We start from the raw sequence: 14,355 nt of genomic DNA on the forward strand, positions 1-14,355 counted from the left end.
GGCTCCCGCCCCTCCACGGCGAGCACCCCGGCCGCGAAGTGGTCTTCGACGGCGTCCGCTTCGGTTACCGCACCGGCGGGGAGGTGCTGCCCACGTTCGACCTCACGATCCCGGCCGGGCAGACGGTCGCGGTCGTGGGCTCCACGGGCGCCGGCAAGTCGACGCTGGCCAAGCTGCTGGCCCGGTTCTACGACTGCTCCGACGGCCGGGTGCTGCTGGACGGCGTCGACCTGCGCGACCTCGCCGTGCCCGAGCTGCGGCGCGGGGTGGTCATGGTGACGCAGGAGGCGTTCCTGTTCTCCGGCACGGTCGCCGACAACATCGCCATCGGCCGCCCGGACGCCACCCGCGAGGAGATCGAGCAGGCGGCGAAGGAGATCGGCGCGCACGACTTCGTCAGCGCCCTGCCCGACGGCTACGACACCGACGTACGTAAGCGGGGCGGCCGCATCTCCGCCGGGCAGCGGCAACTGGTGGCGTTCGCCCGGGCGTTGCTGGCCGATCCGGCGGTGCTGATCCTCGACGAGGCGACCAGCTCGCTGGACGTTCCCGGGGAGCGTGCGGTGCAGCGGGCCATGACGACGGTGCTGAAGGGCCGTACGGCCGTGGTCATCGCGCACCGGCTGTCGACCGTCGAGATCGCGGACCGGGTCCTGGTGATGGAGCGGGGCCGGATCGTGGAGGACGGCGAACCGTCCGAACTCATCGCGGGCACGGGCAGGTTCGCGGATCTGCACCGGGCCTGGCGGGACAGTCTGGCGTGAGCGGCGACGGCAGGAGGGCGCGGATGATCGACGCGTACGAGGACCCCGGCACACCCGACCGCCGTGGCGGCGCCCGCTACCTGTGGTGGCTGGTCACCCGGCAGCCCGGCCGGTGCGCCGCCGGGGCGATGTTCGGCAGCGTGTGGATGGTGCTGCTGGCGGCGACGCCGTACCTGATGTCCCGGGCGATCGACGACGGCCTGGAGCCCGGTGACATGAGCGCGCTGGCCGCCTGGAGCGGGGCGCTGTTCGCGGTGGGCACGTTCAACGCCTGGCTTGGCACCATGCGCCACCGCACGATGACCCGCGTCCGCATGGACGCCAACTTCCGCACGGTGAAGGTCGTCGTCGGGCATGCGGTGCGGCTCGGCTCCTCCCTTTCGCGGCAGATGGGCGCGGGGGAGGTCGTCACGATCGGCGTGGGCGACGTGCAGACGATCAGCCACGCCCTGACGGTCGTCGGTCCCGGCATCGGCGCTGTCGTCGCCTACCTGGTGGTCGCGGTCATGCTCGTGTCGATCTCCCCGGTCATCGCCGTGGTGGTGCTGCTCGGCATCCCGGTCATGGTCCTGCTCGTCGGCCCGCTGCTCGGCCGGCTGCAGGGCTCCGAGACCGAGTACCGTGAGCGGCAGGGCGTCCTGACCGCACGGATCGGCGACCTGGCGGGCGGCCTGCGGGTCCTCGGCGGACTGGGCGGCAAGGGCCTGGTGGCGGACGCCTTCCGCCGTGACTCACAGCGGCTGCGCGAGCAGGGCTACCGCGTCGGCGCGGTGACCAGCTGGGTCCAGGCCCTGGGCATGGGCCTGCCGACCGTGTTCCTCGTGGTGGTGACCTGGATGGCGGCCCGCCTGGCCGCGCGAGGCGACATCACCGTGGGCCAGCTGGTCTCGGTGTACGGATTCGTGGCGATGCTGGTGCGCCCGGTGTCCTTCTGGGTCGAGTGCGGCTACCAGATCAGCCGCGGCGTGGTGTGCGCCCGGCGCGTCGTACGTTTCCTGCGTCTGGAGCCCATGCCGGACAGGGGCACGCTGGACGCCCCGGCTGAGCCGTCCGCCCTCTACGACCCCGAGTCCGGTGTCCGCGTCCTCCCGGGCCGCCTGACGGCCCTGGTGGCTGAACGCCCGGCCGACGCCACGGCATTGGTGGACCGCCTGGGTCGATACGCCCCGTCGAACGCGACCTGGGGTGGAACACGACTGGACGAGATCGCCCTGAACCAGGTCCGAGCGCACATCGTGGTGGCGGACCACGAGTCCGACTTGTTCGCGGGAACCCTGCAGGAGATGCTCACCCCGTCTTTCAGGGGCGCGGGGAACCGCGCGACGAGCCACGAACGGCCCGCACCCACCCACGGCGAACAACTTGCAACCCGAACCGCGCTCCACACAGCCGCAGCCGAAGACATCGTCCAAGCCCTCCCCCAAGGCCTGGAAACCCCCATGGACGCCCAGGCCCGCAACCTCTCCGGCGGCCAACGCCAACGCATCCGCCTGGCAAGAGCTCTCCTCACCGACCCGGACATCCTCCTCACCGTCGAACCCACCTCAGCTCTGGACGCCCCCACCGAAGCCAAGGTCGCCGCTCGGCTCAGGGAAGCCCGGGAAGGCCGCACCACGGTCGTCACCACCACCTCCCCCCTGGTCCTGGACCACGCGGACATCGTCCACTACCTGGCCGACGGCAAGGTCGCGGCCACCGGCACCCACCACGAACTGCTCGACACGACGCCCGGTTACCGGGCCCTCGTGGCCAGGGACACCGAAGAGGCCGTCCGATGAGTCGAGGCCACCTCCCGGTCGCCGGACGGGCAGACGTCCGACGCGCGGTGCCGGCCCTCGTACGTGCGGACGCCCGGGCCTTCAGCACGGTCCTCGGCCTCAACGCCCTGGCCGCCCTGGCCGGCCTTGCAGGGCCCTGGCTCCTCGGCCGCATGATCGACGACGTACGGGCAGGAGGCGGCGTGGCCGCCGTCGACCGCCTGGCTCTCCTCCTCCTGTTCTGCGCCCTCGCACAGTTGTTCCTGGTCCGCTGGGCCCGCTACGCCGGCCACCGCTTCGGCGAACGAACCCTCGCCCGCGTCCGCGAACGGTTCGTCGACCGCGCGCTCGCGCTCCCCGCATCAGTCGTGGAACGCGCCGGCACCGGCGACCTGACGGCCCGCGGCACCTCGGACGTGACGACCGTGGGCAACACCCTGCGGGACGCCGGTCCGATGCTGCTCATCAACCTCGTACAGGCGCTGTTCCTGGTCGGCGCGGTGTTCCTGCTGGATCCGCTGCTCGGCGCCCTCGGCGTGCTCGGGCTGACACCGGTCTGGCTGGCGCTGCGCTGGTACCTGCGGCGGGCCCGGGACGGGTATCTCACCGAGGGCGCGGCCACCTCGGACGTCGCCGAGATCCTGGCGGCGACCGCGGCCGGGGCGCGCACGGTGGAGGCGTTCCGGCTCGAGGAACGACGGACGGCCGCGAGCCGCGACGCCCTGGAGAAGTCCCGCCGTACGCGCTTTTACACGCTGTTCCTGCGGTCGGTGTTCTTCACAGCGGTCGAGGTCTCGTACGTCCTCCCCGTGGCCGGTGTGCTGGTGATCGGCGGCGCGCTGCACTCCTCGGGCGGGATGAGCCTCGGGGCGGTGGTGGCGGCGGCCCTGTATCTGCACCAGCTGAGCGGCCCGCTGGACGAGATCCTGGTCCGGGTCGAGCAACTGCAGAGCAGCGGCGCCTCGTTCGCCCGGGTGGAGGGGCTGGCCCGGGCGCCGCGCGCCGCCGGTGAGGGCGACTGTCCGGATCCCGACGGTGACCGGATCGACGTCACCGGGGTGCGCTACGCGTACGACGGGGGTGCCGAGGTGCTGCGCGGCGTCGATCTGACGGTGCGCCCCGGGGAGCGGCTTGCCGTGGTCGGGCCGTCCGGCGCCGGCAAGACGACGCTGAGCCGGCTGATGGCGGGCATCGACGCGCCGACCGCCGGCTCGGTGACGGTCGGCGGCGTGCCGGTCGTCGGGCTGGGGCCGGAGCGGCTGCGCCGCCAGGTCGTCCTGGTCACCCAGGAGCACCATGTGTTCCTCGGCTCGGTCCGCGACAATCTGCGGATCGCCGCGTTGTCCGCCGGGGACGAGGAGTTGTGGAAGGCGCTGGCCGCCGTCGGCGCCGACGCGTGGGTTCGGGAGCTTCCGCGGGGCCTGGACACCCGGATGGGCGAGGGCGGTTGCCGTGCCGACGGCTCGCAGGCCCAGCAACTCGCCCTGGCGCGGGTGGTGCTGGCGGATCCGCACACCCTGATCCTGGACGAGGCGACCGCACTGCTCGACCCGGCGACCGCCCGGCACACCGAGCGGGCGCTGGCCGCCGTGCTGGAGGGGCGCACCGTCATCGCCGTCGCCCACCGGCTGCACACCGCGCACGACGCCGACCGGGTGGCGGTGATGGAGGACGGCCGGCTGACCGAACTGGGCACGCACGACGAGCTGGTGGCGGCCGGCGGCGCCTACGCGGCCCTGTGGCACTCCTGGCACGGGGACCCTTCCGACAGCGGCGAAGCGTCCGTATAGCGAACATGAACTTCCGGACAACGAACCGTTTCCGGCCATAGTTTTGACGCGGTCCTGACAGCAAGCGCACTCCCCTGACACGCTTCCCACGACTGCTCCACAGGAACCCCACAGCAACACCTCCACCTCCCCAGGCCGGGCGACCCCCGGTCCCGCAGAAGGAGTCAGTGTTGAGAAGCAGTTCCTCGCGAAGAGGCACCTCCCACAGACGCACTCCCCACACCCCCCGCCGCACCGCGGCCGTGGCCCTCGCCGGCGTCGCCGCGCTGATGGCCGCCGCCGTCCAGGGCGGCACCGCCATCGCAGCCCCGGAGAAGGCACCGTCGGCCGCGAGCAAGGCGATACCCGGCTCGGAGTCGGTCAAGCTCACCCCCGCCCAGCGCGCCGCGCTGATCCGGGAAGCCGACGCGGGCAAGGCGGAGACCGCCGAGGACCTGGGACTCGGCGCCAAGGAGAAGCTGGTCGTCCGCGACGTCCTCAAGGACCGCGACGGCACCGTGCACACACGCTACGAGCGCACCTACGACGGCCTGCCGGTCCTCGGTGGCGACCTGGTCGTCGAGAGCACCGAGGCGGACGCCACCGCGGCCGTCGTGAAGGCCACCCGCGCCGCCATCAAGCCGGCGACGACGAAGACCGCGGTGCCCGCCGCGAAGGCCCGGCAGCAGGCCCTGACCGCCGGCGAGGCCGACGAGGCCAAGGACGCCGGCATCAACCGCGAGCCCCGCAAGGTGATCTGGGCCGCGAACGGCAAGCCGGTCGTGGCCTACGAGACGGTCGTCGGCGGCTTCCAGCACGACGGCACCCCGCAGGAACTGCACGTCGTCACCGACGCCACCACCGGCGAGAAGCTGTTCGAGTGGGAGGCGATCGAGACCGGCACCGGCAACACGGTGTACTCCGGCACGGTCGACCTGACCACCACCCGGTCCGGGTCGACGTACAACCTCACCGACGGCGCCCGCGGCAACCACAAGACGTACAACCTCAACCGCGGCACCTCCGGCACCGGCACCCTGTTCTCCGGCGCCGACGACATCTGGGGCAACGGCACCCCCTCGAACCTGGAGTCGGCCGCCGCCGACGCGCACTACGGCGCCGCGCTGACCTGGGACTACTACAAGAACGTGCACGGCCGCAGCGGCATCCGCGGCGACGGCGTGGGCGCGTACTCCCGGGTCCACTACGGCAACAACTACGTCAACGCGTTCTGGTCGGACAGCTGCTTCTGCATGACCTACGGCGACGGCTCGGGCAACGCGAACCCGCTGACGTCGATCGACGTGGCCGCGCACGAGATGACCCACGGGCTCACCTCGAACACCGCCGGCCTCAACTACTCCGGAGAGTCCGGCGGCCTGAACGAGGCCACCAGCGACATCTTCGGCGCGACCGTCGAGTTCTACGCGAAGAACTCCTCCGACGTCGGTGACTACCTCATCGGCGAGGAGATCGACATCAACGGCGACGGCACGCCGCTGCGCTACATGGACAAGCCGAGCAAGGACGGGGCGTCCAAGGACAGCTGGTACTCGGGCATCGGCTCGATCGACGTGCACTACTCGTCCGGCCCGGCGAACCACTTCTTCTACCTGCTGAGCGAGGGCAGCGGCACCAAGACCATCAACGGTGTCACCTACGACTCGCCCACCTCGGACGGCCTCCCGGTCACCGGCATCGGCCGGGACAAGGCGGAGAAGATCTGGTTCCGCGCGCTCACCACGAAGTTCACCTCGACCACCAACTACGCGGGCGCCCGCACCGGCACCCTCGCGGCCACCGGTGAGCTCTACGGCACGGACAGCGCCGAGTACAAGGCGGTCCAGCACGCGTGGGCGGGCATCAACGTCGGCGCCCGACCCGGCGACGGGGGCGGCGGCGGCACGTCCTTCGAGAACACCGCCGACGTGGCGATCCCGGACCGGGGCGCGGCGGTCACCTCGTCGGTCACCGTCTCCGGCCGGACGGGCAACGCGCCGTCCAACCTCCAGGTCGCGGTGGACATCGTCCACACCTACATCGGTGACCTCAAGGTGGATCTGGTCGCCCCCGACGGCACGGCGTACACGCTGAAGGGATACGGCACCGGCGGAAGCGCGGACAACCTCGACACGACCTACACGGTGAACGCGTCCTCCGAGGTGGCCAACGGCGCCTGGAAGCTGCGGGTGCAGGACAACGCGGCCCGCGACACCGGCTACATCAACAGCTGGAAGCTGACGTTCCCGTAGGCCACAGGCCCGTAGCCCGCAGGCCCTACTTCTCGTGGCCCGTGAGCCGTAGGCCGTAGGTCCGTAGCCCGTAGGCCCGTAGCCCGCAGGCCCGTGGATCGGCGGGCCGCAGGCCCCTCAAGTCAGGGCGTCGCCCCGGTGGGTTCGAATCCCCCGGGGCGGCGTCCGTTTCACGTGCCCTCGCGTGCATCGTGTCGTCGAATTCCGGCCAACATCACCGCCACTCCTGACATGTACGCGCCCCAAGTGCCACTCTTCCCCCACGCCGCACAGCACCCCAGCACTTCCCCCACACCTAGGAGCTTGTGTGACCTCCCCTCTCTACGCGCGTCACAAGCGTGCGACGCTCGCCATCGCCACCGCCGTCGCCGCCGGTGCCCTGCTCACCACCGGTCTGACCCCCGGCAGCAGCGTCGCCGCGGACTCCGCGAGCAAGTCGGCGCTCGCCGCCGCGCCCGTCCTGCTCTCCGCACCCGCCCGCACCGCGCTCATCCAGGAGCAGCAGGCGGACGCCACACGGACCGCGGACGAGATAGGCCTCGGCACCGAGGAGAAGCTGGTCGTCAAGGACGTCGTGAAGGACGCCGACGGCACCGTCCACACCCGCTACGAGCGCACCTACGCGGGTCTGCCGGTCCTCGGCGGCGACCTCGTGGTGCACGAGTCGAAGTCCGGCGCGGCCAAGGGCGTCACCAGAGCCACGAAGGCCACGCTCAAGGTCGCCTCGCTCAAGCCGGCCGTCACCGCCGCCAAGGCGGAGAAGCAGGCCGTGACCCTCGCCAAGGCGGCCGGCTCGGAGAAGACCGAGGCGAACTCCGCGCCGCGGAAGGTGATCTGGGCGGCCGACGGCAAGCCCACCCTCGCCTACGAGACGGTCGTCGGCGGCCTCCAGGAGGACGGCACCCCGAACGAACTCCACGTCGTGACCGACGCCGCCAGCGGCAAGAAGCTCTACGAGTACCAGGGCATCGAGACCGGCACCGGCACCACCACGTACAGCGGCAAGGTCGACCTCACCACCACCAAGTCCGGGTCGGCGTACAACCTGACCGACGGCACGCGCGGCGGCCACAAGACGTACAACCTGAACCGCCGCACATCCGGCACCGGCACCCTCTTCTCCGGCCCGGACGACGTCTGGGGCAACGGCAACCCGTCCAACCTGGAGACGGCCGCCGCCGACGCCCACTACGGCGCCCAGGTGACCTGGGACTTCTACAAGAACACCTTCGGCCGCAGCGGCATCCGCAACGACGGCAAGGCGGCCCACTCGCGCGTCCACTACGGCAACAACTTCAACAACGCCTTCTGGTCGGACGGCTGCTTCTGCATGACCTACGGCGACGGCTCGGGCAACACCCGCCCGCTGACCTCGCTCGACGTGGCCGCCCACGAGATGAGCCATGGCCTGACGTCGGCCACGGCGCGCCTCAACTACAGCGGTGAGTCCGGCGGCCTCAACGAGGCGACCAGCGACATCTTCGCCGCGGGCGCGGAGTTCTACTCCAACAACTCCTCCGACATCGGTGACTACCTCATCGGTGAGAAGATCGACATCAACGGCGACGGCACCCCGCTGCGCTACATGGACAAGCCCAGCAAGGACGGCGACTCCGCCGACGCCTGGTCCTCCAGCCTCGGCAGCCTGGACGTCCACTACTCCTCGGGCCCCGCCAACCACTTCTTCTACCTGCTGTCCGAGGGCAGCGGGAAGAAGACCATCAACGGCGTGGCCTACGACTCGCCGACGTCCAACGGCTCCGCGGTCACCGGCATCGGCCGGACCAAGGCGCTGCAGATCTGGTACAAGGCGCTGACGACGTACATGACGTCGACGACCAAGTACGCGCAGGCCCGTACGGCGACCCTGAACGCGGCGTCGGCGCTGTACGGAGCGAGCAGCACCGAGTACAAGGCGGTCGCGTCGGCCTGGTCCGCCGTCAACGTGGGCTGACCCCGGCGCGACCCGGCATGACCGAAGGGCGGTACCCGGAGCGAAGGCGGCTCCGGGTACCGCCCTACTCTTGGTGACCGTGTCTCATCCGGATCCGAAGGACTTCACCTACGCCGACGTCGGCGCCACCCGCGACCAGGGCTTCTGCCCGCCGGGCTTCCACCCCATGAACGTGCGCACGCGCCTCGGCGAGGGCGAGGAGGTCTTCCGCCGGGCCTCGGACGCGGTCCTGACCTGGCAGATGCACCGGGCCATGGGCGTGGGCATCGACGCGACCGCGGACCGCGCCGCCCCCGGCGTGGACGTCACGGTCACCCTCGCCGGCATGATCAAGGCCCCCTGCCGCGTGGTCTGGACGGTCGAGGAACCCCGCAGGGCGGGCTGGGCCTACGGCACGTTGCCCGGGCACCCGGAGACCGGCGAGGAGTCCTTCGTGGTCGACCGCACGGGCGACGGCACGGTGTGGCTCACCGTGAACGCCTTCAGCCGGGCGGCCAAGTGGTACGCGAAGGCCGGCGGCCCCGCGACCAGGGGCTTCCAGCACGCGTACGCACGCAGGTGCGGCAGCGTCCTTCGCAATCTGGCGACGCAGGGCGGCGCGGACGCCTGAGGGGCGCGGGGCCGTATCGATGTGCGGCTCCGCGGGGCGGCATCGATGTGCGGCTCCGCCGCGTGGGCGCGACCGGCCCCCGCGCCCGTCTCCCGCGCCCGCAGCCGGCGAATTCACCGCATGAGCAATCCCGCCGCCTCCACCAGCTCCTCGGAGGGCCCGGCGACCAGGCCCAGCTCCGCGCTGGACGCCAACAGCCGATGCGCGGGAAGGATCCGCACCGTGTACCCGAAAGACCCGGTGCGATCCAGCGACAAGGGCCCTTCATAAACCCAGCGCCCCTCCTGATCGGCGGAGCCCACCGGCTTCAGGGGCACGACCGTCGCGTCCTCGATCCGGTCCGCCTCGTCCACCCGCCCGGAGACGACCTGCACATCCACGTCGTCCGGCCCGAGATCACCGAGGGCGACCCGTACGCGCAACCCCAGCGTCGTACCGAGCTCGGCCAGAGTGTCGGACGCCGACGTCTCCACGTGGTCGACCGTGACCCCCGGCCAAGCCGCCCGCACCCGCCCCTTCCACTCGGCGAGATCCCGCGCCGCGTCCGGGCCCGTGGACCGGTGGGAGAGAGCGGCGGGCGCGTAGAGCCGCTCCACGTACTCCCGGACCATCCGCCCGGCCAGGACCTTCGGCCCGAGCAGACTCAGCGTGTGCCGGACCATCTCGATCCACCGGTCGGGCAGCCCGCTCTGCCCGCGCTCGTAGAAGCGGGGCGTCACCCGCTGCTCCAGCAGGTCGTACAGCGCCGCGGCCTCTATGTCGTCGCGGTGGTCCGGGTCGGTCCCCGCGCCGTCGGCCGTGGGGACGGCCCAGCCGAAGTCGGGCTGGAACCACTCGTCCCACCAGCCGTCGAGGACGGACAGGTTGAGACAGCCGTTGAGCGCTGCCTTCATGCCGGACGTGCCGCAGGCCTCCAGCGGCCTGAGCGGGTTGTTCAGCCAGATGTCGCAGCCGGGGTACAGCTTCTGCGCCATCGCCATGCCGTAGTCCGGCAGGAACACGATCCGGTGCCGCACCCGCGGATCGTCCGCGAACCGCACCAGCTCCTGCACCAGCCGCTTGCCGCCGTCGTCGGCCGGGTGCGCCTTGCCCGCGACGACGATCTGGATCGGCCGCTCGGGGTGCAGCAGCAGGTCCATCAGCCGGTCCCGGTCGCGCAGCATCAGCGTCAGGCGCTTGTACGAGGGGACGCGCCGGGCGAAGCCGATGGTGAGGACGTCCGGGTCGAGGACGCCGTCGATCCAGCCCAGCTCGGCCGTATGGGCGCCGCGCTGCCGCCAGGAGGCCCGCAGCCGCTCCCGCACCTCCTCGACGAGCTGCTCGCGCAGGACCCGGCGCAGTTCGAAGATGTCCTGGTCGGGGATGTCGGCGACGGCGTCCCAGCGGTCCGAGCCGCCGACGGTCAGCGCGTCCTCGGCGCGCTGGGCGCCGATCTGCCGGGCGCCGAGCCGGAACACCTCGGGGGCGACCCAGGTGGGCGCGTGCACGCCGTTGGTCACGGACGTGATCGGCACCTCGTCGGCGTCGAAGCCCGGCCACAGGCCGGAGAACATCTCGCGGCTGACCTGGCCGTGCAGCAGGGAGACGCCGTTGGCGCGCTGGGCCAGGCGCAGGCCCATCACGGCCATGTTGAAGAGGTTGGGCTCCCCGCCCGGATAGCTCTCCATGCCGAGCCGCAGGACGCGGTCGACGTCGATGCGGGGCAGCTCGGCGTCGGGGCCGAAGTGGCGGGCGACCAGTTCGCGGTCGAAGCGGTCGATGCCGGCCGGGACGGGGGTGTGGGTGGTGAAGACGGTGCCGGCGCGGACCGACTCCAGTGCGGAGTCGAAGTCCAGCCCCTCGGCGCAGAGTTCGGCGATCCGCTCAAGGCCGAGGAACCCGGCGTGTCCCTCGTTGGTGTGGAACACCTCCGGGGCCGGGTGGCCGGTCAGTCGGCAGTACGTCCGTACCGCCCGGACACCTCCTATGCCGAGGAGCATCTCCTGGAGCAGCCGGTGTTCGCTGCCGCCGCCGTAGAGACGGTCGGTCACGCCGCGCTCGCCGAGGTCGTTCTCCTCGACGTCGGAGTCCAGCATCAGCAGCGGGACCCGGCCGACCTGCGCCAGCCAGATCCTGGCGTGCAGCTGCTTCCCGCCGGGCAGGGCGAGGGCGACCCGGGCGGGGGTGCCGTCGGGCTCCTCAAGCTGGACGACGGGCAGCTCGTTCGGGTCGAGGACGGGGTAGTGCTCCTGCTGCCAGCCGTCCCGGGACAGGGTCTGGCGGAAGTAACCGTGCCGGTAGAGCAGGCCGACGCCGATCAGCGGGACGCCGAGGTCGCTTGCCGCCTTGAGGTGGTCGCCGGCCAGGATGCCGAGGCCGCCGGAGTACTGGGGCAGGGCGGCCGTGATGCCGAACTCGGGTGAGAAGTAGGCGATCGCGGCGGGCAGTTCCTCGGGCTGGGACTGGTACCAGCGGTCGCCGGTCGTGTAGTCCTGCAGATCGCCCGCGACCTCGGCGAGGCGGCGCAGGAACGGGCCGTCCGCGGCCAGCTCCGCGAGCCGCGCGGGCGGCACGCTGCCGAGCAGCCGGACGGGGTCGCCGCCCGAGGCGGCCCACCGCTCGGGGTCGACGGACCGGAACAGGTCACGGGTCTCCGCGTGCCACGACCAGCGCAGGTTGCGGGCCAGATCACCGATCGGCCGGAGGGGGTCGGGGAGAACGGGTCGGACGGTGAATCGACGGATCGCCTTCACGGGTTCCACCTCGGCGCGTTCGCTGGATTTCGCAGGGCTTCGACGACGTCTCCTACGACAGTACCGGCGTCGGTGCCTGTGCCGCTGAGGCTCCGCCACCCGACCCCCGATCGGCCTGAACAGCACCATCTGCGGATATGGCCGATTCCGCACCCATAGGCGTCCTTGTGGTGCTTCACACGTCACGAGAGGCTGCCTCTGGCGTACCGTCCCGTGCCGCCGTACGCGGCGCCGCGCGGCAGCCGTACGCCGAGTCGAGGAGGGGAACTCGGACCATGGCTCGCACGCGCGAACGGCGCCTGCGCCGGACGGGGGGCCTGGCGGCGGCGGTCTGTACCGCGGCGTTTTCGGCCATCACCCCGCCCGCGCACGCCGTAGTGGAGGGGCGGATACTCGGCGCCGGATCACCCGGCTCCGTGCACGGGAGTTACCTGGTGACACTGAAGGAGGGCACGGGGGCCCGGTCGGCGGCAGGGAGGGGCCTCGCCGGAAAGTACGGGGTGGAGATCAGCCATACCTACAGCACGGTCCTGAACGGCTACGCGGTCCGCGCGGACGACCGACAGGCCGCGCGGCTGGCCGCCGACCCCCGGGTCGCCTCGGTCGTCCAGGACACCCGCGTGCGGCTCGACGGCACGCAGAGGAACCCCCCGTCCTGGGGGCTGGACCGCGTCGACCAGCCGGAGCGGCCGCTGGACCGGAGCTACACCTGGCCCGGCCCGGCCGGCGCGGGGGTGACGGTCTACGTGATCGACACCGGCGTCCGGATCACTCACCGGGACTTCGCCGGCCGGGCGAGCCACGGCTGGGACTTCGTCGGGGGTGACCGGGTCGCCTCCGACGGCAACGGCCACGGCACCCACGTCGCCGGGACGGTCGCGGGGACGGTTCACGGCGTCGCCAAGAAGGCCAGGATCGTCTCCGTACGCGTCCTCGACGCCGCGGGCGGGGGCACCACGGCCCGGGTGATCGCCGGGATCGACTGGGTGACCCGGCACGCGAGGAAACCCGCGGTGGCCAACCTCAGCCTGGGCGGCCCGCGCAACGGCCGGCTGGACGCCGCCGTCCGTGCCTCCATCGCCTCCGGCGTCACCTACACGGTCGCCGCGGGCAACGACGGCATGCCGGCCGGCCTGTACTCCCCGGGGAGCGTCAGGCAGGCCCTCACGGTCGGGGCGACCGACCGGGGGGATACGAAATCGGCCTTCTCCAACCACGGTCCGGCGCTCGATCTGTTCGCGCCGGGTGTCGGCATCACCTCCGCCTCCGCCGCGAGCGACACCGCGCGGGCCACTCATTCGGGTACCTCGATGGCGTCCCCGCACGCCGCGGGAGCCGCCGCGCTCTATCTGGACGATCATCGACAAGCGACTCCGGCCCAGGTCGGGAGGGCCTTGACGGCCGGAGCGGCGACCGGGAAGGTCTCCGGCCGGGGCGTCGGTTCGCCGGACAAGTTACTGCGGGTGCCGCGCGTGTAGGGCGAAGGAGCAGCCACGCCAAGGGGCCGGCCTCGTCCGTCGCGGACGAGGCCGGTCTTGTGTGTCGACATACGCGTGAGTAGTTAACAAAGTGCCGGATTGCCCACCCGAATAGGGTGGGAAGGCTCCTGCGGGTACCCCTCTCAGGAGCACCACGCAGGACCCACCTCCCCACTGACCTCCGCCCACCCACGTTGACGCGGACAGGAGCGGTCATGCCCGCCAAGCACCATTCGCCAGCACCCCCCAGCCGCCGCACCACCGGGGCGCGCGCACCCGGTGGCCAAGCGCGCCCCGCGCGCCCGGCCGATGCCGGTCCGGCGGCCTCGCCATCACCACCTGGCGACGCGACCGCCGTCGGGCGCATACCCGTACTCGATGTCCGCCCGGTGGTCCAGCACGGACGCCGGCCGGCCAAGGCCGTCACCGGCGAGACCTTCGAGATCTCGGCGACCGTGTTCCGGGAGGGGCACGACGCGGTGGCGGCCAATGTCGTCCTGAAGGACCCCGAGGGCCGGCCCGGGCCGTGGACACCTCTGCGGGAGCTGGCCCCGGGGACGGACCGCTGGGGCGCCACGGTCACCGCCGGGGAACCCGGTCTGTGGACGTTCACCGTCGAGGCTTGGGGGGACCCGGTCGGTACCTGGCGCCACCACGCCGAGATCAAGATCCCGGCCGGCATGGACACGGACGTCGTCCTGGAGGAGGGCGCGCGACTGTACGAGCGGGCGGCCGCCGGTGTACCCGAGGAGGAGGGACTGCGCGACGTGATCCTCACCGCCGTCGACGCCCTGCGGGACGAGGACCGCCCCGCGGCGGCCCGTCTGGCGGGGGCGTTGACGCCGGAGGTGGAGGAGGTTCTGGCGCGGCATCCGCTGCGGGATCTGGTCACCAGCAGCGAGCCGCTGCCGTTGCTGGTGGAGCGGGAGCGGGCGTTGTACGGGTCCTGGTACGAGTTCTTCCCGCGTTCGGAGGGCACGCGCGAGCAGCCGCACGGCACGTTCGCCACGGCGGCCCGCAGACTCCCGGCGATCGCGGC

Annotated in this window: 9 protein-coding genes; 8 read left to right on the plus strand and 1 reads right to left on the minus strand. The window is 71.9% G+C overall.

Going from position 1 to position 14,355, the window contains the following annotated elements; genetic code table 11:
• From C1J00_RS24145 to C1J00_RS24170, 6 genes are all read left to right on the plus strand, one after another.
• Positions 1 to 764, plus strand: a 764-nt coding sequence (locus C1J00_RS24145; protein ID WP_146046247.1) for an ABC transporter ATP-binding protein, incomplete at its 5' end; no start/stop codon positions are given.
• A gap of 23 nt (positions 765 to 787) precedes the next feature.
• On the plus strand, positions 788 to 2,542 hold the full coding sequence (locus tag C1J00_RS24150; protein ID WP_102911151.1) for an ABC transporter transmembrane domain-containing protein: 1,755 nt from the start codon (positions 788 to 790) through the stop codon (positions 2,540 to 2,542).
• Positions 2,539 to 4,311: an ABC transporter ATP-binding protein gene (locus C1J00_RS24155; protein ID WP_102911152.1), complete on the plus strand. Its 1,773-nt coding sequence runs from the start codon at positions 2,539 to 2,541 to the stop codon at positions 4,309 to 4,311. Before C1J00_RS24150 ends, C1J00_RS24155 begins: the two co-directional genes overlap by 4 nt.
• 170 nt (positions 4,312 to 4,481) lie before the next feature.
• On the plus strand, positions 4,482 to 6,542 hold the full coding sequence (locus tag C1J00_RS24160) for a M4 family metallopeptidase (protein ID WP_102911153.1): 2,061 nt from the start codon (positions 4,482 to 4,484) through the stop codon (positions 6,540 to 6,542).
• A 307-nt stretch (positions 6,543 to 6,849) separates the two neighbouring features.
• Positions 6,850 to 8,496, plus strand: coding sequence for a M4 family metallopeptidase (locus tag C1J00_RS24165; protein WP_102911154.1), 1,647 nt, complete (start codon positions 6,850 to 6,852; stop codon positions 8,494 to 8,496).
• Between the two features lie 73 nt (positions 8,497 to 8,569).
• Positions 8,570 to 9,106: a DUF1990 domain-containing protein gene (locus tag C1J00_RS24170; RefSeq protein ID WP_102911157.1), complete on the plus strand. Its 537-nt coding sequence runs from the start codon at positions 8,570 to 8,572 to the stop codon at positions 9,104 to 9,106.
• 113 nt (positions 9,107 to 9,219) lie between these two features.
• Here C1J00_RS24170 and C1J00_RS24175 read toward each other — a convergent pair whose 3' ends face one another.
• Positions 9,220 to 11,838 carry a glycosyltransferase family 1 protein gene (locus C1J00_RS24175; protein WP_102911155.1) on the minus strand — a complete coding sequence of 873 codons (2,619 nt, stop codon included), beginning with the start codon at positions 11,836 to 11,838 and terminating at the stop codon, positions 9,220 to 9,222.
• 275 nt (positions 11,839 to 12,113) lie between these two features.
• On the opposite strand from C1J00_RS24175, the gene C1J00_RS24180 reads away from it, so the two are divergent.
• Together C1J00_RS24180 and C1J00_RS24185 are read left to right on the plus strand one after the other, a co-directional pair.
• Positions 12,114 to 13,316 carry a S8 family peptidase gene (locus tag C1J00_RS24180; RefSeq protein ID WP_102911156.1) on the plus strand — a complete coding sequence of 401 codons (1,203 nt, stop codon included), beginning with the start codon at positions 12,114 to 12,116 and terminating at the stop codon, positions 13,314 to 13,316.
• Positions 13,317 to 13,531: 215 nt separating this feature from the next.
• Positions 13,532 to 14,355 (plus strand): maltotransferase domain-containing protein (locus C1J00_RS24185; protein WP_146046248.1); only part of this gene is annotated, 824 nt, incomplete at its 3' end.

It is taken from the genome of Streptomyces cahuitamycinicus (genome assembly GCF_002891435.1).
Taxonomy (GTDB): Bacteria; Actinomycetota; Actinomycetes; order Streptomycetales; family Streptomycetaceae; genus Streptomyces; species Streptomyces cahuitamycinicus.